The sequence below is a fragment of the Rhizobium sp. WYCCWR 11146 genome, assembly GCF_013591995.1.
Lineage (GTDB): Bacteria > Pseudomonadota > Alphaproteobacteria > Rhizobiales > Rhizobiaceae > Rhizobium > Rhizobium indicum.
The window spans coordinates 64,864-91,390 of record NZ_JACCEY010000001.1 but is presented as its reverse complement, the minus strand read 5'-3'; the positions used below and the strand labels follow the sequence as shown (position 1 = coordinate 91,390).

At 61.8% G+C, this 26,527-nt stretch carries 21 protein-coding genes; 13 read left to right on the top strand and 8 right to left on the bottom strand.

The genetic code is table 11. The features are described 5' to 3' along the window. Positions 1–141 precede the first annotated feature (141 nt). Positions 142–1,317, top strand: a complete 1,176-nt coding sequence (locus HX899_RS00385; protein ID WP_138330172.1) for an efflux RND transporter periplasmic adaptor subunit — start codon at positions 142–144, stop codon at positions 1,315–1,317. Next, positions 1,314–4,502: an efflux RND transporter permease subunit gene (locus HX899_RS00380; RefSeq protein ID WP_138330171.1), complete on the top strand. Its 3,189-nt coding sequence runs from the start codon at positions 1,314–1,316 to the stop codon at positions 4,500–4,502. The genes HX899_RS00385 and HX899_RS00380 overlap by 4 nt, the downstream gene beginning before the upstream one ends. 30 nt (positions 4,503–4,532) lie before the next feature. Here HX899_RS00380 and HX899_RS00375 read toward each other — a convergent pair whose 3' ends face one another. Further along, complete coding sequence (locus tag HX899_RS00375; RefSeq protein WP_173883605.1) at positions 4,533–5,309, bottom strand: metallophosphoesterase family protein; 777 nt, start codon at positions 5,307–5,309, stop codon at positions 4,533–4,535. Positions 5,310–5,473: 164 nt separating this feature from the next. Between HX899_RS00375 and HX899_RS00370 the strand changes: the two genes are divergently transcribed. Next, positions 5,474–6,601 carry a monooxygenase gene (locus tag HX899_RS00370; protein WP_180195090.1) on the top strand — a complete coding sequence of 376 codons (1,128 nt, stop codon included), beginning with the start codon at positions 5,474–5,476 and terminating at the stop codon, positions 6,599–6,601. A 1-nt stretch (position 6,602) separates the two neighbouring features. Here HX899_RS00370 and HX899_RS00365 read toward each other — a convergent pair whose 3' ends face one another. Then, a complete protein-coding gene (locus HX899_RS00365) occupies positions 6,603–7,067 on the bottom strand; it encodes an Rrf2 family transcriptional regulator (protein ID WP_033180647.1) in 465 nt (154 codons plus the stop codon). A 176-nt stretch (positions 7,068–7,243) separates the two neighbouring features. Further along, positions 7,244–8,032: an SDR family NAD(P)-dependent oxidoreductase gene (locus tag HX899_RS00360; RefSeq protein WP_129421472.1), complete on the bottom strand. Its 789-nt coding sequence runs from the start codon at positions 8,030–8,032 to the stop codon at positions 7,244–7,246. A 142-nt stretch (positions 8,033–8,174) separates the two neighbouring features. On the opposite strand from HX899_RS00360, the gene HX899_RS00355 reads away from it, so the two are divergent. Further along, positions 8,175–8,945 (top strand): TIM barrel protein, encoded by a 771-nt coding sequence (locus HX899_RS00355; RefSeq protein WP_181291410.1) that lies wholly within the window; start codon positions 8,175–8,177, stop codon positions 8,943–8,945. Here the strand turns inward: HX899_RS00355 and HX899_RS00350 are convergent. Further along, on the bottom strand, positions 8,942–9,961 hold the full coding sequence (locus tag HX899_RS00350) for a LacI family DNA-binding transcriptional regulator (RefSeq protein WP_138330168.1): 1,020 nt from the start codon (positions 9,959–9,961) through the stop codon (positions 8,942–8,944). The two genes, HX899_RS00355 and HX899_RS00350, sit on opposite strands and share 4 nt — an antisense overlap. Positions 9,962–10,138: 177 nt before the next feature. Between HX899_RS00350 and HX899_RS00345 the strand changes: the two genes are divergently transcribed. The 8 genes from HX899_RS00345 to HX899_RS00310 all read left to right on the top strand — a co-directional run bounded on the left by HX899_RS00345 (position 10,139) and on the right by HX899_RS00310 (position 22,174). After that, entirely contained in the window at positions 10,139–12,064 is a 1,926-nt protein-coding gene (locus HX899_RS00345; RefSeq protein WP_138330167.1) for an ABC transporter substrate-binding protein, read from the top strand. A gap of 86 nt (positions 12,065–12,150) precedes the next feature. Further along, positions 12,151–14,259 (top strand): family 10 glycosylhydrolase, encoded by a 2,109-nt coding sequence (locus HX899_RS00340; protein ID WP_181291409.1) that lies wholly within the window; start codon positions 12,151–12,153, stop codon positions 14,257–14,259. A gap of 104 nt (positions 14,260–14,363) precedes the next feature. Further along, a complete protein-coding gene (locus tag HX899_RS00335; protein ID WP_130683780.1) occupies positions 14,364–15,350 on the top strand; it encodes an ABC transporter permease in 987 nt (328 codons plus the stop codon). A gap of 10 nt (positions 15,351–15,360) precedes the next feature. Next, on the top strand, positions 15,361–16,551 hold the full coding sequence (locus HX899_RS00330) for an ABC transporter permease (RefSeq protein ID WP_181291408.1): 1,191 nt from the start codon (positions 15,361–15,363) through the stop codon (positions 16,549–16,551). Positions 16,552–16,561: 10 nt separating this feature from the next. Then, a complete protein-coding gene (locus tag HX899_RS00325) occupies positions 16,562–18,289 on the top strand; it encodes an ABC transporter ATP-binding protein (RefSeq protein ID WP_181291407.1) in 1,728 nt (575 codons plus the stop codon). Between the two features lie 10 nt (positions 18,290–18,299). Next, positions 18,300–19,094 (top strand): 2-oxo-tetronate isomerase, encoded by a 795-nt coding sequence (gene otnI, locus HX899_RS00320; RefSeq protein ID WP_181291406.1) that lies wholly within the window; start codon positions 18,300–18,302, stop codon positions 19,092–19,094. Continuing rightward, the gene (locus tag HX899_RS00315; RefSeq protein ID WP_181291405.1) at positions 19,091–19,963 is read left to right on the top strand and encodes a 2-hydroxy-3-oxopropionate reductase; all 873 of its coding nucleotides are present in this window, start codon (positions 19,091–19,093) and stop codon (positions 19,961–19,963) included. Before otnI ends, HX899_RS00315 begins: the two co-directional genes overlap by 4 nt. A 108-nt stretch (positions 19,964–20,071) precedes the next feature. Continuing rightward, entirely contained in the window at positions 20,072–22,174 is a 2,103-nt protein-coding gene (locus tag HX899_RS00310; protein WP_181291404.1) for a beta-galactosidase, read from the top strand. 4 nt (positions 22,175–22,178) lie between these two features. Here HX899_RS00310 and HX899_RS00305 read toward each other — a convergent pair whose 3' ends face one another. Further along, positions 22,179–22,721: a hypothetical protein gene (locus HX899_RS00305; RefSeq protein WP_138330161.1), complete on the bottom strand. Its 543-nt coding sequence runs from the start codon at positions 22,719–22,721 to the stop codon at positions 22,179–22,181. Between the two features lie 129 nt (positions 22,722–22,850). Here HX899_RS00305 and HX899_RS00300 point away from each other — a divergent pair, with 129 nt between their 5' ends. Beyond that, on the top strand, positions 22,851–23,324 hold the full coding sequence (locus HX899_RS00300) for a cupin domain-containing protein (RefSeq protein WP_027683319.1): 474 nt from the start codon (positions 22,851–22,853) through the stop codon (positions 23,322–23,324). 86 nt (positions 23,325–23,410) lie between these two features. Here HX899_RS00300 and HX899_RS00295 read toward each other — a convergent pair whose 3' ends face one another. The 3 genes from HX899_RS00295 to HX899_RS00285 are packed head-to-tail and all read right to left on the bottom strand — an operon-like array spanning position 23,411 to position 26,342. Beyond that, positions 23,411–24,520, bottom strand: a complete 1,110-nt coding sequence (locus HX899_RS00295; protein ID WP_029872477.1) for a sn-glycerol-3-phosphate import ATP-binding protein UgpC — start codon at positions 24,518–24,520, stop codon at positions 23,411–23,413. A gap of 12 nt (positions 24,521–24,532) precedes the next feature. Next, the gene (locus HX899_RS00290; RefSeq protein WP_138330160.1) at positions 24,533–25,447 is read right to left on the bottom strand and encodes an ABC transporter permease subunit; all 915 of its coding nucleotides are present in this window, start codon (positions 25,445–25,447) and stop codon (positions 24,533–24,535) included. 10 nt (positions 25,448–25,457) lie between these two features. Next, entirely contained in the window at positions 25,458–26,342 is an 885-nt protein-coding gene (locus HX899_RS00285; protein ID WP_072637366.1) for a carbohydrate ABC transporter permease, read from the bottom strand. Positions 26,343–26,527: the final 185 nt, after the last annotated feature.

Here is a 26,527-nt window from a genome sequence, read left to right as displayed (position 1 = left end):
CGGCCTTCCTTTTCCAAGGGATTGAACGCCGGGGAAATCACGGGGGCAGAGACCCTCGGTCAAAGCAGCAAGACATGTACAGCATCACTTCATCTTAGGTTTGGCGGCAGTGAAATCGACCGTCGAGATTGGGGGACCGGTATGACTTACGCGCTTCGACAGATGGTGGTGCTTGGCTGTATCGCCGCATTCATGCCCCTCCCCGTGCTGGCCCAGAGCGCCCCGCCGCCCCCGCCCGTCACCGTCGCCAAGCCGGTCGTTCGCGATGTCGTCGACAGCGACGAATTCATCGGCCGCTTCGAGCCGGTCGACGAGGTCTCGGTTCGATCGCGCGTCGGTGGTTACCTGCAGGAAATTCATTTCCAGGACGGCGCATTGGTCAAGCAGGGCGATCTGCTCTTCGTCATCGATCAGCGGCCGTTCGTAACCGCGCTCAATCAGGCAAAGGCCACACTCGAATCGGCGCAATCCGCCCTGGTCTTTGCCGATGCGCAATATAAGCGCACGCAATCGCTAACTTCGAGCGGCAGCCAGTCAGCGCAGACGCTGGATGATCGCCGCCGCGAATTCGATTCGGCCGAGGCCAATGTCCGCGGCGCACAGGCCGCAGCCGACCGCGCCTCTCTCGACATGGAATATACCGAGATCAAGGCGCCGCTCAGCGGCCGCATCGACCGCCGGCTGATCTCGGCCGGCAACCTTGTGCAGACCGACCAGACTGTGCTGACGACGATCGTTTCGCTCGATCCGATCGATTTCTATTTCGACGTCGACGAGCGCCGGCTGCTGAATTTCGCCGACACGGCGCGCAAACTGGGCAAGGATCTCCAGCAGGGCGGTGGCGGACTGGATGTGTCCGTCACGATCTCGGATCCCAGTGCCAAACCGTTCAAGGGAAAGCTCGATTTCGCCGAGAACCGGGTCGACAATGAGAGTGGCACCATTCGTCTGCGTGCCCGCTTCCCCAATCCTGATCTCGTCCTTCAGCCCGGCCTGTTCGGTCGCATACAGGTCGAAGCCTCCAACACCTACCAGGCCATTCTCGTCCCCGACGAGGCCATCGGCTCGGACCAGAATGAGCGCGTCGTTTATGTCGTCGCCGAAGACGGCACGGTTTCGACCAAGCCCGTAAGGCCCGGACCGCGCCTCTACGGCTACCGCGTCATACGCGAGGGCCTTGACGGCACCGAGACGATCATCGTCAACGGCCTGATGCGCGCCCGGCCGGGCGCAAAGATCACGCCTCAGATGACCGAACTGCCGCAGGAGCGGCAGGACGCTCCGCCGGAAACTGCCGGCGCGGAGAGCGGACAATGAGATTTGCTCATTTTTTCGTGGACCGGCCGATCTTTGCGGCCGTCATCTCGATCCTTTTTCTCGTCGTCGGCAGCATTGCCTACACGCAATTGCCGGTATCGCAGTATCCGGAGATAGCGCCGCCGACCATCGTCGTGCGCACCTCTTATCCGGGCGCCGACCCGCAGACGATCGCCGATACTGTTTCGACACCGCTCGAACAACAGATCAACGGCGTCGAAGACATGCTTTATATGTCTTCTTACTCCAGCGCCGACGGCGCCATGTCGCTGACGATCACCTTCAAGCTCGGCACCGATCTCGACAAGGTCCAGGTGCTCGTCCAGAACCGCGTTTCCATCGCCCTTCCCCGTCTTCCCGAGGAAGTCCAGCGGCTTGGCGTGACCACCGACAAAAGCTCGCCGGATCTGATGATGGTGGTGCACCTGCTGTCGCCGTCGCACCGCTATGACCAGCTTTACGTCTCGAACTACGCCCGCAACCGCATCCGCGACGTTCTCGTGCGACTTGACGGCGTCGGCGACGTGCAGATCTTTGGCGAGCGCCAGTATTCGATGCGAATCTGGCTGGATCCGGAAAAGCTCTCCGCTTACGGGATGACATCCGATGACGTCGTCTCCGCGTTGAGAGATCAGAACGTCCAGGTGTCGGGCGGCAAGATCGGTGCCCCACCCGTCACCGGCAAGAATGCTTTCGAATATACGGTGCGAACGGACGGCCGCTTCTCCGACGTGCGCGAGTTCCGATATGTCATCGTGAAATCGACGACATCAGGCCGGCTCGTCCAGTTGCAGGACGTCGCCCGTATCGAACTCGGCGCACAGGATTACGTCACCAACAGTTATCTCAACAATGACCCCGCAGTTGCTCTCGGCATCTTCGCCCGGCCGGGAACCAACGCCCTGGACACTGCGCATCAGGTCCAGACGCTCATGAAGGACATCTCCCAGAATTTCCCGCCGGGCCTAGAATATCGTATCGTCTACGACACGACCGAATTCATCTCGGATTCCATCAACGAGGTCTATAGAACCATCGCCGAAGCGGCCATCCTGGTGGCAATCGTCGTTCTCGTCTTCCTGCAATCCTGGCGAACCGCGATCATTCCGATCATTGCCATCCCGGTATCGCTGATCGGCACCTTCGCCGTCCTGCTCGCCTTCGGCTTCTCGCTCAACATGCTCACGCTGTTCGGCCTCGTCCTCGCGATCGGTATCGTCGTCGACGACGCGATCGTGGTGGTGGAAAACGTCGAGCGCAATCTGGCGCGCGGGATGACGCCGAAGCAGGCGTCCCATGTCACGATGGACGAAGTCGGAACCGCCGTCGTCGCCATCTCGCTGGTGTTGATCGCCGTGTTCGTGCCGACAGCCTTCATTCCAGGCATCTCTGGCCAGTTCTACAGGCAGTTCGCGGTCACGATCTCCGTCACCACTGCAATTTCTGCATTGAATTCGCTCACACTGTCGCCCGCGCTCGCAGGCATATTACTGAAAACCCATGACCATGAAACCAAGCGCACGAATGTCGCATCCCGTCTGGGAAGAGGGCTTGCGGACGGCTTCAATCATGGATTCGATCGGCTGAGTTCCGGCTATTCATGGACCGTTCGGCATCTGGTCAGCAGCTGGGTAGGGTTGACAGCCGCGATGGTCACCTTCGTCTGCCTGCTCGGAGCGACCTGGTATATGGGCACGAAAGTTCCCGCGGGCTTTATCCCGACCATGGACCAGGGTTACGCCATCATCGTCATACAGCTACCTGACGGCGCCTCGCTCGCGCGTACCGATGCCGTCGTCAAACAGGTGGGCGATATCGCCCGCACCGTGCCCGGCGTCGGCAATGCCGTTCAATTTGCCGGCTTCAGCGGGGCGACATTCACCAATGCCTCGAATGCCGGCGTCGTCTTCGTCCCGTTCAAATCCTTTGCCGAACGTGAAGAAGGCGGAGAGAACGCCAACAAGATCATCGGCGAGCTTTACGGAAAGCTGCAAAGCATCCAGGAAGCCTTCATCATCGCCATCCCGCCGCCATCCGTGCGTGGCGTCGGCAATTCCGGCGGCTTCAAGATGCAGATTTCCGATCTCGAAAACGCCGACATGACGCGCGTCCTCGGCCTCGCCCGGCAGATGATGGGTGCGGCGGCAACGACCGAGGGGCTGACCGGCGTCTTTACGACATTCTCCGATGCAAGCCCGCAATATTTCCTGGCGATCGACCGCGACAAGGCACGTTTCCTGAATGTGCCGATCCCCAATATCTTCAACGCCCTTTCCATCAATCTCGGCGTCTCCTACGTCAACGATTTCAATGCGTTCGGCCGCGTCTACCAAGTTCGAGCCCAAGCCGACCGGCAATACCGCATGGACCGGGAAGACATCCTTGCCCTGAAGGTCCGCTCGGCGACCGGCGCACTGGTTCCGCTTGGAACCTTGATGGACATCCAGGATGCCAGCGGCCCGGCGCTTGTCCAGCGCTACAACATGTACGTCTCGGTGCCGCTTCAGGGCAATCCGACGCCGGGCACGTCGACGGGCGATGCCATCGCCAAGATGGAGGCCTTAGCAGCGAAGATCCTGCCGCAGGGGACGACCTTCGAATGGACGGAACTCGCCTATCAGGAAACCCACACCGGCAACACCGCCATCTACATCTTCGCCCTGTCCGTCGTCTTCGTCTTCCTGGCGCTGGCGGCGCAATATGAAAGCTGGGTTCTGCCGCTCGCGATCATTCTCATCGTCCCGCTTGCGGTGCTCGCGGCGCTGATCGGGGTCTCGCTGAGGGGAATGGACAACAATGTCCTGACGCAGATCGGCCTGATTGTTCTGATCGGCCTTGCGGCCAAGAACGCTATTCTGATCGTCGAGTTCGCCAGGCAGGCGGAAGACGAGGGCAAGTCGCCGGTGGAGGCGGCTATCGAGGCCAGCCATCTTCGCCTGCGCCCGATCCTGATGACGGCATTCGCCTTTATCTTCGGCGTTCTGCCGCTTGCCATCGCCACCGGCCCCGGCGCCGAAATGCGCCAGTCGCTCGGCACCGCCGTCTTCTCGGGCATGCTCGGTGTGACGATCTTCGGCCTGTTCCTGACGCCGGTCTTCTACGTCGTGCTGCGCGGCTGGCGCCGTAACCGGCCGGCCACTGTAGAACCAGCGAGGACAGAGCCGGTCGAGGAAGGGGTCGTCTGAGACGATCCCACCCGGCTGAGGAAACGGAAGTCAGGTCGAAAACAGATGCACCTTGCCCTGCCACAAGCGGGCGACGGTGAGTTTGCCGCTGCGATAGGCGCGCGTATCGATATTGAGCCGCCTCGGCCGTATGTCGGGTTTGTCGTTCGGTGTATGGCCGTGAACGACGAGTTTTGGTAACGGCACCCGGCTTTCGAGAAACCGCTGGCGGATGAGGACCAGATCCTCGTCCGTCTGCCTGTCGAGCGGCAGTTTCGGATTGATGCCGGCATGCACGAAAATCACGCTTGGGGTTTCCAGCAGGACAGGCATCGCCCGCATGAAATCGATATGCGTACGCGGCAGCGACTGGCGGATGAAGACATCGAGCTTCGCGCCGGTGGGGAAGACCAGCGGCAGATGCTCCGGATCGAGGCCATAGGATTTGAGCGACTCCGCCGACCCCATCTGCATCCAATCGTCATAGGAGATCCAGCCGTCGATATAGTCGAGCATGGCGATTTCGTGATTGCCGGCAAGGCAGATGCGGTCGAACCCATCAGGCGGTGGCTCCATGAGATGGGTGATGACCTGTGACGATTCCGGGCCGCGGTCGATATAGTCGCCGAGCGTGACGATCAGCTTACGCCCGGGCAACTGCGCGCCATCGCGCAGGATCGCCGCCTCGGCTTTCACAAGCAGATCGTACCGACCGTGAATGTCGCCGATCGCATAGGTTGGCATAGCGGCAATATCCAGCGTCAGACGCGGTCTCGGCTGGCGCGCCATTTTCGAAACCTCGCTGTTGCGAGCACGAGAGTCGCTCATCATATTTCTCGATCAAGAAAGCCCCACTTCACCGTAAGTAGAGTAAAGGACAAGGCAATCAAGCTGGTAAGAAAATTCAAAGCACACGGCTTTTGTAGAAAAACCGGCCTTATCATTCGAGGGGCAATCCCTCACTCCTGTAACCGTCGAGGAAAGAGTGACCGATGGGAACGGTATCGCAGTTTCATGAGAGCCTGAGGCCTCCCGCGCATCGCATCGAAAGCGAAGAGGAGGCGATATCCACGGCCCGCGACCTCGCCGCCTCATTCCGGCATCAGGCGAGCGAACGTGATATCAACCGCATCCTGCCCTTTTCCGAGCTTGACGCGCTGTCGGTATCAGGGCTGACGGCAATCACTGTTCCGCCTGACCATGAAGGGCTCGACGTGTCGAACGCCCTGCTCGCCGAAATCGTTGCAATCATCGCCGAGGGCGATGCCTCGATCGGCGAGGCGCTGGAAAATCACTTTTGCGTACTGGAAACGCTCCGCACCCAGGCTGCCGAGGATTTGAAGGCATCGCTGTTTGCCCGTGTGCTGCTCGGCGACCGCTTCGCGGGCGCCGCCTTCACCGACGGGACCGAACTGACCGCCGAAGGCCCGGGCTACCGCCTGAGCGGGCGCACGCGTCAGGCGCCCGGTATTCTATTCGCCGACTGGATCGCCGCTGCCGCCACCGCTCCGCCCAGCCGCCCGGTGACACTCTACCTCGCACCCGGTGAAGAAGGCGTGCAGGTGGTCGACGATTGGGACGGCTTCGGCCAGCGCACCAATGGATCGGCGACGGCGATCGTCGGAACGCTTCATGTCAATGCCGATGCGATTGCGCCTGCTCCCTCCTCCGGATATTCAACCGGCATCTCGCTCGGCCTGCTGCTCAAGGCGGGCGTCAGCCTGGGCATCGCCCGGGCCGCATGGAGCGACCTAATGACTGCAATTGGCGATCGCAGCACGACCGTCCTTCCCCAGATCGGCGAACGCGCCATCCGCATCGAAGCGACGGCGGCAGCCTTGGAACGGGCTGGCCGCAAACTCGACATTGCCCAGGTCAATCCTGTGGAGGCAGCGATGGCGGACGCGCATTTTTCCGCCTCGGCGGCCGCAATCCTTGCCGGGGAAACGGCGCTCGACACAGCAAACGCGCTGTTCGAACTTGCAGGAGAAACATCGGCCGGTATCGGCCTCAATCTCGACCGCCATTGGCGCAACGCCCGCATTCACGCGCTATCGCTGCCGCGGGATAAGCTGGTGCATACCGCAGGCGAATATATGTCGGAGCCCGGCAGGGTCTAAATCAGCTGGCGGCGGAGATCGGGAATTCTTCCTTGGCGCCGTCGATGCTGCCGCCATCGGCGACGAATTGCTCGAGGGTCATATTGTCGAGAATGGCGGCGATCGCGTCCCGAACATCGGTCATCGAGCGCCGCACCTGACAGGTTTCCGGATCGGCACAGTCGTCGCAGGCCTCGTAAGCCGTACGGCTGGCGCAGCGGATCGGCGCCAACGGCCCGTCGAGCGTGCGGATGACATGGCCGATGCGGATTTCGGTTGCCGGCCGCGACAGGGAATAGCCGCCGCCCGGTCCCTTCTTCGAGCGCAGGATGCCGACATTCCGCAGTTCGAGCAGGATGGTATCGAGAAACTTCTTCGGGATATTGTTGCGGGCCGCGATGTCATTGATGAAGGCGGTCTCACCCGGCGCCAGCCGCGCCAGATCGACCAGCGCCTTCAGCCCGTATTTTCCCTTTTTCGTCAGCATCGTCGTCGCCTTGTAGAAGTCGCAGTATTTATCCTGCCAATAGCAGGCAAATAGCGTCAAAAGCGTGAACATACAACAAAATAGCTATTATTTATAGCTTGTATCGGCAACGTCCACAGAAACGCCCGGCAGCCTCGAGAAAGACCGGCCGCCGCGCGCCCTGCCGGGAGTCTCGGTCAGATCGTCTTCAGCATACCGCCATCGACGAAATAGGTCGAGCCGATGCAATAGCTCGCACGCTCCGAACTCAGGAAGACGAAGACGTTGGCCAGCTCCTCGGGCGTGCCGAAGCGTTTGGAGGCGGCGTGCTCGTTGGCGACGCTCTGCAGATAACCTTCCCAGTTGCCGCCGGTTTCAGCCGTCAATTGCTTGGCGGTCTTGATCCAGTCGGGCGTCAGGATCAGGCCGGCATTGACGCAGTTGACGCGGATATTGTCCTTGATGAGCTCGGTCGAGAGCGTCTTCGAAAACATCATCAGCGCCGACTTGCTGACATTGTAGATCGGCTCGTACCAGAGCGGCTGGACGGCGCAGATCGAGGCATTGTGCAGGATTACCCCGCCGCCGCGTTCCTTCATCTGCGGCGCAATGCCGCGCGCCAGCCGCACGGCGGCCATCACATGCAGGTCCCAATAGTCCTGCCACTTCTCGTCGGGCGCCTCCATCACCGTCTCGTTCGATCCGGTGCCGGCATTGTTGATGAGGATATCGGCGCCGCCTTTTTCGGCCGCCGCCGCGATGATCGCCTCGGTTCCCGCAACCGTCGCCACATCGGCCGCGACAGCGGCGGCGCTGACGCCGTACTTCTCGGCAATACGGGCGGCTTCCGCCTCGAGCCGTTCGCCGCCGCGTGCTGCCAGCACGAGGTCGGCGCCCTCAGCCGCCAGCCCCTCAGCGATCGCCAGCCCGATGCCGACCGACGCACCTGTTATGACGGCAGTCTTACCCTTCAATCCGAGATCCATGTCTTCCTCCGCAAACGGCCGGAGATTCCGGCCTGATGTGCCAAGTGTTTCGCCAATGAACCCGGGCGTCAAGCGCCCGAACACCTCTTGCGGCAAGCGCCGATCTGTCGCATGCCTGCATCAACAGATGGGAGGAGTTTTCATGCGACGTTATTCAGCCTGCATAGAATGGCTGTTTGCCGAAGAGGGCGACAGCTTTCCCGATCGCATCCGCCGCGCCCGTGCGGCCGGCCTGACGACGATCGAATTCTGGCGCTGGACCGGCAAGGATCTGGATGCGATCGAGGCGGCGCTGAAGGAAACCGGCCTTGCTGTCTCCAGCCTCGTCGCCGAACCGATGATCGCGCTGACCGACACCGCCAACCGGCAGGCCTGGCTGAAAGGCCTTGCCGAATCCGTCACTGTCGCGGAACGTCTCGGCGCGCCGGTGCTGATTGCCCAGGCGGGCGACGATCTCCCGGGCTTGACTCGCCAAGAACAGCGCCGGGCGCTGACCGAAACGTTGAGAGCCGGCGCCGATATCCTCAAAGGCAGCGGTGTCCGCCTCGGCGTCGAGCCGCTCAACATCCGCATCGACCATGTCGGCTATTTCCTCGATTCGACCCGCGAAGGCCTCGACATCATCGATGACGTCGCTCGCCCCGAGATCGGCATCGTCTACGACATCTACCATTCTGCCGTGATGGACGAGCGCACCGAGGAGGTGCTGAACGGCCGTCTCGACCGTATCATCCACGTCCACGTCGCCGATCACCCTGGCCGCAACGAACCAGGCTCCGGCGATATCGACCTTGCCCGACGTCTCGACTGGATCTTCGCCAACGGTTACGCCGGCGCCGTCGGTCTGGAATACCGACCGACTGGGCCCGGCGCGGACGCAGTCAAGGCCGCGATTGCTTCGCTCGGCGGTTAAACCTCGGCGGCATCGACGCTTGCCGCCGCCTTGCAGGGTCCGGCCGAGCGGCGCTCGATAATGCGCGAGGCGATCATGATGCGCCGCGCCGGCATGCCCGGCAGGCGTGGATTTTCGATGCGCTCGAGCAAAAGCCGCAGCCCGACCGCCCCGCATTCCTGCCCCTCCATCCTCACCGTCGTCAGCGCCGGCGAGATCTGCGTCGCCGGCGAGTAGTCGCCGAAACCAACGACTGAAATATCGTCGGGAATGCGGTATCCCTGACCGAGCAACTCGGAAACCACGGTCAGGGCCAGCCCGTCATGGGCGCAGAAAAAGGCCGTCGGCCGGATGCCTTTTTCCACGAGTGCCCGGAAGGCTGCGCTGAAGCCATTCTCTTCGTCAAACTGCATAACATGAAGCGCAACGTCAGGATAACGTTCGGCGATTTCTCGGGCACCGTAATGCCGCTCCTGGCGCCCCCGCAGGCCCGGCATGCCATAGACGTAAACGATGGACCGATGGCCGAGCCCGACCAGATACTCCAGCACCGCCTGCCCTGCCTCATGGTCGGTGCCGCCGACATGGTCGATCTGTTCGAGCGCATCGACCCAGCCGAAACGCACGATTGGAACGCCGGTGGCACTCACCGCCGCCACGGCCTCACGGGCATGCGGGCCGACGAGCATCAGCCCGTCGCAAGTGCGCGCCAGCTCTTCCAACTGGCCGGAATCATGGGTCCAGCGTACGCGCAGCGTCATGCCAAGCCGATGAGCCTCGCGCTGCACACCGTTCTGCACCTGCATATAGAGCTCACTGTTGATGGCATCGAGATCGTGAAAGACGACCGCGACCTCGCCGGCAGTACCCTGCCCGGCGGGCTTGGTATAGCCGAGGCGCTGCGCCGTCTCGCGGATCAGCGCGCGCGTTTCTTCGCTGACGCCGCTCTTGCCGGCAAGCGAGCGCGACACGGCGTATTTTGACAGGCCGACCTCCCGCGCGATCGTCTGCAATGTAACCCGGCCCCTGCTTCCCACGTGGCACCTCGCCGTTCGATTGATGCGACGCTGGCTATATCAACCGCGCCGGTAAGGCAAATTTTCGCACTAACAGAAACATAACGCTTTACCTAACAATATCCAAATGTAATCTTTCCCTCATCCCAGCCCACAGCAAAAATAATGATAAGGGCCGGATTTTTGGAGGAGATTCCTATGATCAAGCTGAAACGACGTGCGTTTCTGGCCGGGACGTCGGCCGCCCTGATATTGCCGGCCCTGCCGGTTTTCGCCGCTGACTTCAAGGAAGCGGATATCCTGAAAGCGAAAGTGTCGAGCGGCGCCCTGCCGGGTCTGAAGGAGCGGCTTCCTGAAAATCCGCTCGTCGTCAAACCGGTCGAAAGCGTCGGCAAGTACGGCGGCGACTGGAACATGGCGCTGGTCGGCGGCGGGTCGCTGTCGATGCTGTTCCGCTACCAGGCCTACGAGCCGCTGTTGCGCTATACGCCCGACTGGTCTGGCGTGACGCTGAATGTCGCTGAGTCCTTCGAGGGCGACGCCGACTCCAAGGTCTATACGATCCGCCTGCGCAAGGGCATGAAATGGTCGGACGGCCATCCCTACACCACCGCCGACATCAAGTTCTGGTACGACACCGTTTTCACCGACAAGCGCGTCGCCTTCGTCGGCCAGGATCATTGGAAGTCCGGCGGCAAGCCGGCCAAGCTGGAGATCGTCGATGAGCAGACCTTCAAGGTCACCTTCGACAAGCCGAACGGCCTCTTCCCGCTGCAGGTCGCCTGGGCAAACAACGACCAGACGACGCGCACACCGAAACATTATCTCGAGCAGTTCCACATCGACTTCAATCCGAAGGCCGATGAACTCGCCAAGCAACGCGGCTTTGAAAGCTGGATCGCCTCCTTCCAGGCGGCCGCCGGTTTCCAGGACGACAACGCCTTCTTCCTGAACTCCTCGAAGAAGCCCTGCGTGCATGCCTGGATGTTCACGATAGCGCCCGGAGAAAACACCGAACGCGCCGTTGCCGAACGCAATCCCTACTATTGGAAGGTCGACACCGAGGGCAACCAGTTGCCCTATATGGACCGCATCGTCTACCAGATGGTCGCCGACCCTCAGGTTCTGTTGCTGAAGGCCATGCAGGGCGAAGTCGACCTGATGGACCAGTATATCGCCACGCCGAACAACAAGTCGGTTCTCTACGATGCGCGTGAGCAGGGCGGCTATGATTTCTACACGCTGACTTCGACCGAAGCCAATGTGATGAATTTCATCTTCAACCTGAACCACAACGACGAGACCAAGCGGAAGCTCTTCCGGAACAAGGATTTCCGTGCGGCACTCTCGACAGCACTCGACCGGCAGTCGCTGATCGATGCGGTGCTCGTCGGCCAGGGCGCGCCTGCCCAGCCGTCGGTCAAGAAGGAGGACCCGCTCTACAACGAGCAGCTCGCCACGCAGTTCACGGCCTATGACGTCGACAAGGCGAATGCCATGCTCGACCAGCTCGTGCCGAAGCGCGACGACCAGAACTTCCGCCTCGACGAAAAGGGCCGCCGCCTGACGATCATCTTCGAGATCGACCAGGCGCGCGCCGTCTTCCTCGATCTCTTCCAGCTGGTGATCCCGATGTTCCAGGCGGTCGGCATCGATGCACAGATGCGCTCGATGGACCGTTCGCTCTGGGAAACGCGCGTCCGTCAAGGCCGTGATTTCGATGCGACCGCCCACCAGTTCGGCGCAAATGGCGGCGTCGCCGCCATGCTCGACCCGCGCTATTACGTGCCGACCGATGCCAACGCCATGTATGCCCCGGCTTGGCAGCTCTGGTATCGCGACCGCGCCAATGCCAATGCTGAGGAACCGCCGGAAAGCACGAAGAACCAGCTTGCGCTCTACGACAAGCTGAAGGCGACCTCCGACGCATCAGGCCAACGCGAGGTCATGAAGCAGATCCTGCAAGGCGCCGCCGACAATTTTTATGTCTTCGGCATCTCGCTGCCGCCCGATGGATACGGCGTCGTCAAGAACAACATGAAAAACGTCACGAAGATCATGCCGAACTCTTTCGGCTGGCCGACGCCCGCTCCGACCATGCCGGAGCAGTTCTACAAGGTCTGAAGACCTTTATCCCAGGAGCCTAGTTAGGCGCCGGCCCCGCCGGTTGGCGCCGGGGACCTTCTTTTGCCAATGATTGGATGAAGACGATGCTCGATGCCAGAAAACAGAACACCCACACGCTGAGGACGGCGGACTGGTTCAAGACCGCGACCCGCTGGACCCAGCTGACCTTCGTGGAAGACGACCCGGAGAAATACGACCCGGCCTTCTGGATCGATGTCTTCAAACGCACAAAATCGAACGCGGTCTGCCTCAGTGCCGGCGGCTATATCGCCTATTATCCGAGCGAAGTGCCTTACCACTATGTGAGCAAATATCTCGGCGACAAGGATATCTTCGGCGCGCTCGTCGACGCCGCCCGCAAACTCGACATGCATGTCATGGCCCGCGTCGACCCGCATGCGATCCATGACGATGCCGCCGAAGCCCATCCGGAATGGGTGATGATCAACGCCGACGGCACGCCGCGCCGCCACTGGGCCTATCCCGATGCCTGGGTGACCAATGCCTATGGCGACTACAACAGCGTCTTCATGCCTGAGGTGGTCAAGGAGATCGTCCGCAAATACGATATCGATGCGGTCTTCGCCAATCGCTGGCAGGGCCACGGCGTCGATTATAGCGAAGACAGCGCCCGCCGCTTCAAGGACATGTCCGGCCACGCCCTGCCCGTAAAACCCGATGCCGAGGATCCCGCCTGGCAGGCCTGGGTACAATGGCGCCGCAGCGTGCTTACCGACATGATCGCCCAATGGGACGATGCCGTCAAAGCGATCCGCCCGCATGCGAGCTTCATTCCGAACATGGGCGGCGCGTCGCTGATGGAATTCGACCTCTCGGTCATCGCCAGGCACTGCCCCTTTCTCGTCGTCGACCATCAGGGCCGCAAGGGCCTCGAGCTCGGCTGGTCGGCTGGCCGCAACGGCAAGCGCATCCGCGCCACCTTCCCCGACCGCCCGGTCGTACTGATCACCTCGATCGGCCCGGAGGAGGAATATCGCTGGAAGGATGCCGTCACCTCGGGTGAGGAGATGCAGCTCTGGATCAACGACGGCACCGCCCACGGCCTCTACGCCTGGTTCACCAAGTTCAACGGTGTCGTGCCCGACAAACGCTGGGTCGAGCCGGTGGCCGACGCATTCGGCCTGCAGGCAGCCGTCGAGCCGGTGCTCGAAAGCATGAAGCCGACCGCCGAAATCGCCGTCATCGATCCCTCGACGACGCTGCGCCATTGGGCGCCGGAAGAGCGGCATTCCGCCGAGAAGCACGATCTCGGTCTCTATCACGCCCTCGTCGAAGCTCGACTGCCCTTCGAGCTGCTCTCGGACCAGGTGCTGACCGAGGAAAACCTCGACCGCTTCAAGCTGATCATCCTTGCCAACGCTTCCTGCCTTTCGGATGCGCAGAACGCGGCGATCCGCGCCTATGTCGATCGCGGCGGCAGCGTCATTGCCTCCTACGAGACGTCGCTGCGTGACGAATTCGGCAAGAAGCGTGACGAATTCGGCCTGGCCGACGTGCTCGGCGCCAGATACGTCTCCGGCCCGCGCGGCATCGTCAAGAACACCTATGTCGCCCTTTCCAGCGATCACCCGATCAATCAGGGTTTCGACGGCGCCGAACGCATCATGGGCGGAACCCGCCTGATCCATGCCGAACCGTCGACCGATGCGAAGACGCCCTTCCTCTATGTCCCGGATTTTCCCGATCTGCCGATGGAAGAGGTCTACCCGCGCGAGGCCCCGAAAGGTGCTGCCGTCATCGCCCGCGAGACCGGCAAGGGCGGACGCACGGTTTACATCCCCTGGAATATCGGCGAGATCTTCTGGGAGGTCTTTGCCGTCGACCACGCCCGGCTCATCACCAACACCGTCCATTGGGCACTCGGCAAGACGCCGCGTGTCACCGTCAAAGGCAAGGGCGTCGTCGATCTGGCGCTGCGTGAAAACGGTGAGGGCCTGGCGCTCAGCATCTTCAACCTCACCAACCCGATGATGATGAAAGGCCCGATCCGCGACAATTACCCTCTGGCAGCGCAGACCGTTTCGGTGGAGATTCCGGAGGGTCGATCGGTGGCGAAGGCGTGGCTCGTCGTTGCCGACCGCGCCGCAAGCTTCAGCTTCGGGAATGGCCGCGCGCAGGTGGAGGTGCCTGGTATCGATCGGCTGGAAGTCCTGCATCTCACCTGGAAATGAGGTGACACGCGACGAAGGAGCGCTTTCGGCCTGGAGGGCCGAAGGCGGGGGAAGATCCGGGGGAAGCGCGTCACAGCGTTCCCGACGGGAGGAGAAACGTTTCGATGCTTGGCTATATCTTCAAGCGCGTGCTCTACATGATCCCGACCTTGTTCGGCATGTCGCTGATCTCGTTCCTGATCATCCAGTTGCCGCCAGGTGACTATCTGACGTCGATGATCGCCACCATGAGCGACAGCGGCCAGACCGTCGATCCCGCGCAGATCGAGCGGCTGAAGGAAATCTACGGCTTCGACGACCCCTTCTATGTCCAATATCTGAAATGGATCTGGGGCATCGTCAGCCGCGGCGACTTCGGCTACTCCTTCGAGTGGGGCCAGCCCGTCTCCGGGCTGATATGGGCGCGTATGGGCTCGACGCTGGTGATCTCGCTCTTGAGCCTGCTCTTCGTCTGGATCGTGGCTTTGCCGATAGGCATCTATTCCGCCGTCCGCCGCCACTCCGTCGGCGACCATGTATTCACCTTCCTCGGCTTCATCGGCCTTGCGGTGCCGAACTTCATCCTGGCGCTGACGCTGATGTATGTCGCCTATAAATATCTCGGCCAGAGCGTCGGCGGGCTGATCTCGCCGGAATATGCCGAGGCCCCCTGGAGCCTCGCAAAGGTCGGCGATTTCCTCGCCCATCTCTGGATCCCGATCATCATCATCGGCGCATCCGGAACGGCAGCGATGATTCGCATCCTGCGCGCCAACCTGACCGACGAGCTGCACAAGCCCTATGTCGTCACCGCCCGCGCCAAGGGACTGCCGGAATACAAGGTGATCCTCAAATATCCGGTCAGAATCGCGCTCAATCCCTTCGTCTCGGCGATCGGCTGGGTGCTGCCGCATCTCGTCTCGGGCGTGACGATCACCGCCATCGTGCTGAACCTTCCGACCGCAGGTCCCCTGCTTTTCCGCGCGCTGATCTCGCAGGACATGTATCTCGCCGGCAGCTTCATCCTGCTATTGAGCGCGCTGACCCTTGTCGGCATGCTGCTGTCGGATCTGCTGCTGGCGCTGCTCGATCCGCGCATCCGGTTCAATTGAGGGGAATGCGATGAGCACGCACGAAACCTTCGGAAACCACGCTGGTCCGCTTCACACTGTTGCCGATGGTCCCTCGATCAGCCCGCTGAAACAGGGCAAGACCGTCTCGACCGCTGCGATCGGCCCCTGGCGGCTGGTTGCCGGCAAACTGATCCGCCAGAAGGTGGCGATGGTGGCCGGCGCCATCATCCTCTTCCTCTATCTGGTTGGCCTCTTCGCCGAATTCCTGGCGCCGGCTTTGCCGATGACCTCGCGGCCGCAATATACCTATGCCCCGCCGCAGGGCCTCAGCTTCTTCGTCGAAAAACGGGACGGCAGTTCGGAGTTCAATTTTCACGTGAAGGGCTACAAGGTCGAGATCGACAAGGTGGCACTGCGCCGCACCTTCGTTGTCGACGACACCAAGGTTGTCCCAATCGGCTTCTTCGTCAAAGGCGCGGCCTACGATCTCTGGGGCCTGATCCCGATGAACCGCCACCTGATCGGCCCCCTCGACCAGAACGACCCGATGTATCTGCTCGGCGCCGACCGGCTCGGCCGCGACGTCTTCTCGCGCCTCGTCTACGGCACCCGTGTATCCATGTCGATCGGCCTCGTCGGCGTCGCCATGTCGCTGATATTGGGCGTCGTACTCGGCTCGATCTCCGGCTTCTATGGCGGCTGGGTCGATACGCTGATCCAGCGCGTCATCGAGGTCGTCAGCGCCATGCCGACCATCCCGCTGTGGCTCGGCCTGGCGGCGGCGATCCCACTGACATGGTCGCCGGTCAATGTCTATTTCGTCATAACGATCATCGTCTCGCTGCTCGGTTGGACCAGCCTGGCGCGGGAGGTGCGCGGCCGGTTCCTGGCGCTGCGCAGCGAGGATTTCGTCGTCGCCGCCCGGCTCGACGGATCGAGCGAAGCGCGGCTGATCTTCCGCCACATCCTGCCGTCACTGACGAGCCACATCCTTGCGGTCGTGACGCTGGCCGTGCCGACCATGATCGTCGCCGAGACTTCGCTGTCCTTCCTCGGCATCGGCCTCAAGCCGCCGGTCGTCAGCTGGGGCGTGCTGCTGCAGGACGCCCAGAACATCCGCACCGTCGCCACCGCGCCGTGGCTCCTGATCTGGCCGTCGCTCGCAGTCGTCGTCGCCGTCCTGTCCTTCAATTTCTTCGGCGACGGCCTGCGCGATGCCGCCGACCCTTACGACAATTGAGGAGGAAACCATGGCCGATCTTTCAAAAGACGTCGTTCTCTCCGTCGAAAACCTCTCGATCGATTTCAGGCTGCGCACCCACATCCTGCACGCCGTCGAAAATGTCAGCTTCGAGCTGAAGCGCGGTGAGACGCTCTGCCTCGTCGGCGAAAGCGGCTCCGGCAAAAGCGTCACCGCCCGTTCGCTGCTGCAGATCGTCGACAGCCCCGGCAGCATCGTTTCCGGCCGCATCCTGCTCAGCAATGGCGACGGGGTCACCGGGGGTAACGGGGTCATCGACATTGCCGCCTTGAAGCCGTCCGACCGGGCGATGCGCGCCATACGCGGCCGCCGCATCGGCCTGATCTTCCAGGAGCCGATGAGCTCGCTGTCGCCGGTTCACACCATTGGTTCGCAGATCATCGAGGCGGTGCGCCTGCACAGCAATCTCGATCATCGCGCCGCCCGCGAAAGGACCGTCGAACTGCTGCGCCAGGTCGAGATCCCGAACCCGGACAAGATGGCCGACCGCTACACCTTCGAGTTCTCCGGCGGCATGCGCCAGCGCGCCATGATCGCCATGGCGCTTGCCGGCAATCCCGATATTCTCATCGCCGACGAACCGACGACGGCGCTCGACGTCACCACCCAGGCCGAAATCCTTGACCTGATCAAGCGGTTGCAGGTCGAACGCGGCATGGCCATGCTGCTCATCACCCATGACATGGGGATCGTCGCCGAAGTGGCCGATGATGTCGCCGTCATGCGCTTCGGCCGCATCGTCGAGCGCGGACCGGTGGATGCGATCTACCATGCCGCCGAGCATCCCTATACCCGGCAGTTGCTGGCCTCGACGGTCAAGCTCACCCACCATGTCGAAGGCAGGCTGCCCGCCGTGGCACTATCGCCGGAGGCGCCGCAGCCGATCCTGTCCGTCCGCAACCTCGGCAAGATCTACGGCTGGCACGGCAAATCAAACACGCTGCGCGCCGTCGACGACGCCAGCTTCGATCTTTATCCCGGCGAAAACCTCGGCATCGTCGGCGAAAGCGGCTCCGGCAAGACGACGCTCGGCCGGCTCATCCTGCGCACCGTCGAGCCGACATCGGGCAGCATCAGCTATCGCGGCAAGGACGGTAGCGAGATCGACGTCACGAAACTCACCAAGCGCGAACTCCGCACCTTCCACCGCGAAGTCCGCCTGGTCTTCCAGGATCCTTTCGCGTCGCTCAATCCGCGCATGACCGTCAAGGAGGTGATCGGTGATCCGCTTGTTGTCAATGGGCTGGCCAAGGGCAAGGCGCTGGAGGACCGCGTCGCCGAGCTGATGCGCCTCGTCGGCCTCGATCCGATGGGCATGGAGCGTTATCCGCATGCCTTCTCCGGCGGCCAGCGCCAGCGCATCGGCATCGCCCGCGCCCTTGCGCTCGATCCGCGCATCATCATCGCCGACGAGGCGACGTCGGCACTCGACGTCTCGATCCGCAGCCAGATCCTCGACCTGCTACTCGATATCCGTCAACGACTGAACCTGAGCTTCATCTTCATCTCCCACGACATTTCGGTCGTCCGTTATTTCTGCGATCGCGTCGCCGTCATGCATCGCGGCAAAATCGTCGAACTTGGCGAGGCCGAACAGATCTGCACCGCTCCCGAGGAGGCCTATACCAAGAGCCTCATATCAGCCGTTCCCAATCCCGACCCCCGCGACAAGCGCATGCTGCACCGGCATCGTTTCGTCGCGCCTGCCAATATCTAAGGACGATCCCGTGCCGAAATTTTCCGCCAACCTTTCCTTCCTCTACCAGGACCTGCCCTTTCTCGACCGCTTCACGGCAGCCGCAAAGGACGGCTTCGGCGCCCTCGAATATCTCGGCCCCTATGCCGAGCCCAAGGAGAAGGTCGCCGAGACGTTGAAAGCGAGTGGCCTGAAACAGGCGCTCTTCAACGTGCCATCAGGCGACTGGGCCGGCGGCGAGCGCGGCATTGCCTGCCTGCCGGACCGCGTAGAGGAGTTCCGCAACGGGGTCGCGCAGGCGCTCGACTATGCCGCAGCGCTCGATTGCCCACAGGTGAATGTCATCTCCGGGCTGGTGCCGAAGGGTGCGGACCTCCAAACGCTGGAAACGGTGCTGGTCGACAATCTGAAATATGCTGCAAAGCGTTGTGCCGACGTCGGCGTCAAGCTGCTGGTCGAGCCGATCAACCTGCGCGATATTCCCGGCTTCTTCCTGTCGACCACCGCTGATGCCGAACGCATTCTCGACCGGGTCGGCTCGGACAATCTCTACATCCAGTATGATTTCTACCACATGCAGATCATGCAGGGCGACCTGATCCCCACCTTCATCCGGCTGAAGGAGAAGATCGCCCATGTCCAGATCGCCGACAATCCCGGCCGCAACGAACCCGGCACCGGCGAGATCAATTACGGCTTCATCCTCTCCGAGCTCGACCGCCTCGGCTACGACGGCTGGGTCGGCTGCGAGTACAAGCCGAAATCCGGCACCAGCGAAGGCCTCGGCTGGATGAAACCCTATCTGAAGACAGCGAGGACAGCATGAACATCGGATTTATCGGACTGGGCGTCATGGGCCGCCCGATGGCGGAACACCTGATCGACGCCGGCCACACGCTGCATCTGAACCGCGTGAAGGAAACCTCGCAGCATCTTGTCGACAAGGGCGGCAAAGCCGCCGCCAGCGCAAGGGCGGTGGCGCACGCTTCCGACATCGTCATCCTGATGCTGCCGGATACACCAGATGTCGAGGCGGTGCTGTTCGGCGAAGACGGCGTCGCCTCCGGCCTTTCCCAGGGCAAGCTGGTTATCGACATGAGCTCGATCTCGCCGGTCGCCACCAAGACTTTCGCCAAACGCATCGAGGCGCTCGGCTGCGACTATCTCGATGCTCCCGTTTCCGGCGGTGAGGTCGGCGCCAAGGCCGCCTCGCTGACGATCATGGTCGGAGGCAAGGAGCAGGTTTTCGAACGCGCCAAGCCGTTCTTCGAAAAGATGGGCAAGAACATCACCCATGTCGGCGGCAGCGGCGACGGGCAGACCGCCAAGGTCGCCAACCAGATCATCGTCGGCCTGACGATCGAGGCGGTTGCCGAAGCGCTGCTCTTTGCAAGGAAGGCCGGCGCCGATCCAGCCAAGGTGCGCGCAGCACTGATGGGCGGCTTTGCCGCTTCGCGCATCCTCGAAGTGCATGGCGAGCGCATGGTCAAGGAGACCTTCGAGCCCGGCTTCCGCATCCGCCTGCACCGCAAGGACATGACGCTTGCCGTCGATGCCGCCCGCGCGCTCGATCTGTCGCTGCCGAACACGGCCGCCACGCAACAGTTGATGAATGCCGCGATCGCCAATGGCGACGGCGAACGCGACCATTCCGCCCTCATCCGCACCCTGGAACTCCTCGCCGGAGGACGCTAGATCAACGCTTTTTTAGAATAGCCGGACGCCACTTCGATTGCCGACTGCCGGAGCCTACTTTCCGGACGGCGAAGCCATGTCCGGACATCGATAGAGAAGGACAGGACAATGCTCAACAAAGATATCCAACTGCCCTACGGTGCCGTCTATTTCCGCAAGTCGAACCCACCCCGCGAAGACTGGGAGCGCGACTACACGACCGCCGGGCAAGACGGCCTCAACATCTTCCGCCACTGGTTCATGTGGAGCGCGATCGAAACCGCCCCCGGCGTCTACGACTGGGAGGAATATGACCGTCAGATGGACCTTGCCGCCGCAAACGGCATCAAGACCGTTATCGCCGAGCTTATCCATGCCGTGCCCGACTGGGCGGTGCGCAAATACGCTCATGCATTGCAGGTCAATGCCGACGGCACCAAACTCGGTTCCTATATGGGTGTGTCGTCGGCGACCGGCGGCTTCTCCAACAATGGTGGCGGCGCCGGCGCCCTGACGCTGAACTGCCCCGAAGTGAAGGAAGCCGCGGGCAAGTTCCTGACCGCGCTCGCCACCCGCTACAAGGATCATCCGGCGATCTATGGCTACGACGTCTGGAACGAGTGCAACTATTCCGCCGATGTCGATTACAGCCCCTATGCCAAGGCTGCCTTTCGCAAATGGCTGGAAAGGAAATACGGCAGCCTGAAGGTTCTGGCCAAGGCCTGGTACCGCTACAGCTATGCCGAATGGGACGATATCGAGCCGCCGGTGCACATGGCGCCCTACCCCGAATGCATCGACTGGCTGCAGTTCAAACGCGACAATTTCTATGATCAGATGCAATGGCGCATCGACACGATCCGCGCCGTCGACCAGAAGAACACCATCGTTGCCCACGGCATATCCGGCGCAATTCCCAACATGGCGGCCAACGGCTGCGACGACTGGCTCGCCGCCTCCAAGGTCGAGGTTTACGGCTTCACCTGGATCCAGGCCCGCAAGGGGTCGGAAGCCTGGAAGAACTGGTATGGCGTCGACATCAACCGTGCCGCCGCCCGCGGCAAGCCTTTTTGGCATGCCGAACGCCAGGGCGGGCCGCTCTGGCTGCAGCCGCAGGTGATCGGCCGCGACAAGGAAGATGGCCGCGTCGCCGAGCCCGAGGATATCCGTCTCTGGAGCATGACCTCACTTGCCGGCGGCGCCCGCGGCGTGATCAATCTGCGCTGGCGCCCGCTGCTCGATGGTCCACTCTTCGGCGCCTTCGGCTCCTACGGCATGGACGGCTCGCGCACGCCGCGCTCCGATATGGCAAGCGCCATGGCGAAATGGGCCAACGACACGGCACAGGCTCCCCTCTGGGAGGCAAAGCCGGTGCGCGGCGAAGTCGGCATCCTCGTCGTCCGCGAAACGCAAGAGTTCGATTACCTCCTGAACCACGACCGCAAGGAGAAACCCTATCCCGAAGCCATGTGGGGCGCCTATCGCGCCTTCCTCGAAAACGGCGTGCAGCCGGACTGGGTGCATATCGACGACATCGCGGCCTATGATTTCCTCTATTTCCCCTATCCGATCATGTTCACATCAGAGCAGGCGAAGCGCCTGAAAGCTTGGGTCGAAAACGGCGGCACGCTGATTGCCGAGGCATGCCCCGGCTATTTCGGCGATCGCGGCCATGTCGGCACCGTGCAGCCGAACATGGGCCTCGACGAGGTCTTCGGCGCGCGAGAGGAAGAGGTCGAGTTCATGCCCGATATCGGCGACCACATCCATTTCGATCTCGACGGCGCGGCGGTCGACGGCGGCGGCTTCCTGCAGTCTTATCGGCTGGCCGGCGGAACGGGACGCGGCCACTTCACCGACGGCCGTCTTGCCGTCGTCGAAAATGCCTATGGCAAGGGCCGCACGCTGCTGATCGGCACCAATCCCTCCGTTGCCTATTACCGCACGCAAGGGAAGACGAACGGCGCTTTCTTCACTGAGCTATTGAGATGGAGTGGGAAGAAGCACCACGTGACGTTGTCGAATGCCGCACTCTTCGCCCGTATCCACAAGGGGGAAAAAGGCAGCTTCCTCTGGCTCGTCAATCCGACGAGAACGGCGCAGAAGACCGAGGTGACGCTGGCCCGAGGAGCGCTTGCGCAAAGCCAGGCAGTCTGGCCGATCGACCATATCGGCAATAGTGGCATCGAGGTGCCGCCGCGCGATGTGCTGATCCTGCCGCTCGATAGCTGAAACTTCAGGATGCGGATGAACTGGCGCCTTCGGCAAAGGCATCAAGCTCGGGATCGAAATCGACCTCGACGACATTGTTGAAGACGGCGGTCGCCAGCATGATGCCGGAAAAGGCGACGAGATCGACAAGCACCTTGGTCTCGTAGCGCTCTTTCAGCTTCGCCCAGAGTTCGGCGGGAACAGCGTTGGAATCGGCGACGATCGCCTTGCCGAAGGCGTCGAGCAGCGCTTCCTCGTCTGAAAACTCCAGCGCATCGGGATTGAACCCCTTGTTGATCAGCGCCCGGCGAAAGAAGGTGATGGCGATCTTCGATTTCGCCGCCTTCGAGATCGCATGCGAGAAAACCCAGATCGCCCGGTCGTTGATCGCGGGATCGAGTTCGGCGCGCAGCGTGAACCACTCGGCATAGATGCGGTGAGCCGCCGGCGAGTGCAGCAGTGTCCGCTTCATGTTGGTCATCCGGCCGCGCAGCCTGACTTCCTCGTCATGCGCCGCACGAACCTCTTCCGAAGCGGTGTCATAGTCGATTTGCGGGAGGTGGCTCATCGGGTCCGTTCTTTCCTTTGTGCGCAGAAGCTATCGGGCCGAGACGTTATGCGGCTGCGCAGCGGCAAATCCGCTTGGCCGCCGCCCGGCTCAAGCCTAGACTGATCAAATCGAAGCTGGAGGCAAGGCATGAGCGACGATCACGAGCATCACCATGTCGACTGGCGGGAACATGGCGTCAAGGTCATCCCCGGTAATTCGCTCGATCCGAACACTGCGCAGACGCCGGGCATGAACCGCGCGACCGCGATCAACAATGCGCGCGCCGGCGCCGAAAAGATCTGGGCCGGCACGGTGACGATCCATGCCAACGCCAAGACCGGCGCCCATCACCATGGCGATCTCGAAAGCATCATCTACGTGGTCAAGGGCAAGGCCCGCATGCGCTGGGGCGAGCATCTGGAATATACCGCGGAGGCTGGCCCAGGCGACTTCATCTATGTTCCGCCCTATGTGCCGCATCAGGAAATCAACGCCAGCCGCGACGAGACGCTGGAATGCGTTCTCGTCCGCTCAGGCCAGGAACCGGTCGTCGTCAACCTCGACATCGAGCCGGTCGAAAAGCCGGAGGACGTCGCGTGGATCGACCCGATCCATCGCTAGAGCAATTCACCTTCGAGTAAGCGGCTGACATCCTCAGCCGCCGAACGCTCTGCCAAGATCATCGCAAAGAATCGTCGCAGACCGCTTTAGGCGTGGACGGCGCCTGCGCTGTTCATAACAGGGTTCTCGATGATCCGGCCGGTATCGGCGGCATAAAGGTGGATCTGGTCGTAATCGATCGCGATACCGATCGGATCGCCCGACTTCACCTTCACGGCCTCAGTCAGCGCCACGGCAAAAGGCAGCCCATCGAAATCAGCGTGGACGATGCGGCTTGCGCCGAGCTCTTCGATGAAATCGGCCGTTGCGACAAGGGCACCCGGCGCATCCGGGGCCACCAGCCGGGCGGCCTCGGCCCGCATGCCGAGCACGACGCGTTTGCCTTTCAGCGGTGCGGCGCGCTCGCGCGGCAGCGCGACCTTGCGGCTTTGATCGTAGACGAAGACGCCCTCGTCATTGATCGTGCCCTCGAGCAGGTTCATCGCCGGCGTGCCGACGAAGCCCGCGACGAAGCGCGAGACCGGATGATGATAGACCTCTTCGGGCGTGCCGACCTGCTCCACCCTGCCGCCGTTCATCACCACCAGCCGGTCGGCCAGCGTCATCGCTTCGGTCTGATCATGCGTGACGAAGATCGAAGTGGCGCCAAGGCGGCGGTGCAGGCGGCGGATTTCGGCGCGCATGGCGATGCGCAGCTTGGCGTCGAGGTTCGACAACGGCTCGTCGAAGAGAAACACCTTCGGTTCGCGGATCATCGCGCGGCCCATGGCGACACGCTGGCGCTGACCGCCGGAAAGAGCGGCGGGCCGACGGTCGAGGAAAGGCTCGAGGCTGAGCGCCTTGGCGACCTCGCCGATACGCCGCTGACGCTCCGCCTTCGAGACGCCGGCCACCTTCAATGCGTAGCCGATATTCTCGGCAACGCTCATATGCGGATAAAGCGCATAGTTCTGGAATACCATGGCGCAGCCGCGCTCGCGCGGCTCCAGCTGGTTGACGACGCGGCCGTCAATGGCGATTTCACCACCGGTGATTTCCTCGAGGCCAGCGATCATGCGCAGCAGTGTGGACTTGCCGCAGCCGGATGGGCCAAGGATGACGATGAACTCGCCCGACTGAATGTCGAGATCGACGCCGTGAACGACGGGGGTCTTGCCGTAGTTTTTCTTCACGCCACGAATGGAGATCGGTGCCAAGGGAGTACTCCTTCACTTCTCGGTGGAGATAAGGCCGCGTACGAACCAGCGCTGCATCAGAATGACGAGGATCAATGGCGGCGACATGATGATCAGGGTTCCGGCCATGGCGACGTTCCAGTCGGGCAGGCCGAATTCGGACGGGATGAGGGTCTTGAGCTGCGTCACGGCGATGCCGAAATTCGGATCGGTGGTGATCAGCAGCGGCCAGAGATACTGGTTCCAGGCCCAGACGAACATGATGGTGAAGAGCGCGATCATATTTGGCCGCGAGAGCGGCAGCAGAATGTCCCAGAAAAACCGGACCGGGCCCGATCCGTCCATCTTCGAGGCCTCGGCCAGCTCGTCGGGAACCGTCAGGTAGAACTGCCGGTATAGGAAGGTGCCGGTCGCGGTTGCGACCAGCGGCAGAACGAGACCGGGATAGGAATTCAGCAGGCCCCATTCGAGCTTGATCTGGACGCCGGTGATCTGCGCAACGAGCCAGCTTATCCCGGTGACGTCGAGGATCGTCTGGAAAGGCTGCAGCGCGTTGGCCGCAATCGAATAGGTCGGCACGATGCGGACTTCCAGCGGCAGCATCAGCGTGATGAAGATGATCCAGAAAATCACATACCGGCCGCGAAAGCGGAAGTAGACGATCGAGAAGGCTGCCATCGAGGAAAGGATGACCTTGCCGGCGCCGACGGTCGCGGCGAAGATGATGCTGTGGAACAGCTTGTTGCCGAGATCGGCGCGAACCCAGGCGGTCTCAGCGTTTTCCCAGAAATGCGAGCCCGGTATCAGCGGCAGCGGCACGCGATTGACCGTCTCCAGATCAAGCGTCGAGGCGATGATGACGATGGCGAAAGGCAGAAGCGCGATCACCATGCCGAGCGCGAGAAGCGTATAGCAGATGAAGTTGAATATCGGCGTGCGTTCGATCATGTCCGCGACCTCACTTGTAGTGCACGCGCCGCTCGATGAAGCGGAACTGGAAGATGGTGAGAAGAACAACGAGCACCATCAGGATGATGGACTGCGCTGCAGCGCCCGAATAGTCGAGACCTCTGAAGCCGTCGAAATAGATCTTGTAGACCATGAGTTCGGTGGCGCGCGCCGGGCCGCCCTGCGTCATGACGTCGACGATACCGAAGGAATCCTGGAAGCTCTCGGTGATGTTGATGACGAGCAGGAAGAACAGCGTCGGCGTCAGCAGCGGCAGCTGGATATCCCAGATACGGCGCATCGGCCCCGAGCCGTCCATGGCGGCGGCCTCGATCAGCGAGCGCGGAATACCTTGCAGCGCCGAGAGAAAGAAGATGAAGTTGTAGCCGATATATTTCCAGGAGAAGGCGACGATGACCGCGATCATCGCGTCCTTTCCGTCGAGTGCCGGGTTCCAGAGGCCGGGCCAGACATGGTTGATGACGGATAGAAGGCCGGCTTCCGGCGCCAGGATGAAGCGGAAGGCGAGGCCGAGAGCGGGAGCGGCAATCGCGTAAGGCCAGATGAAGACCGACCGGTAGACTTTGTGGCCACGCAGCTCACGATCCGTCAAAAGCGCCAGGATCAGCGCCAGACCCATGGCAATGGCCGTCGAGCTGAAGCCGAAGATCATGCTGCGGGTGATCGAGTCCCAATAAACAGGATCGGTGAGCAGCTGTCTGAAATTGTCGAAACCGACCCAGGCATTACCGCCGCCCCATGGCTGCTCGAGCGTGAACGCCCAATACAGCGCCTGCGCGCTCGGCCAGTAGAAGAAGACGAAGATCAGCAACAGCATCGGAAATGCGAAGAGCAGTCCGATCGTCGTCGAGGAGAAAGTGACGCGCTTTTCCATGAGTGGCCGTTTTCGTCCTGGTTTGGTTTAAAGCATGTCGCGCAAAACTGTGCAGCAGTTTTGCTGTAGCGACATGCGTAAAAATATAGATCTAAAGCGCCAGGAGCGAACCTGAAAGATTGCGGCGCGCTTTAGGCGCGGGCGGCGAGCTCGCATCCGCGGCCGACTAAAGAACTTACAAAGAC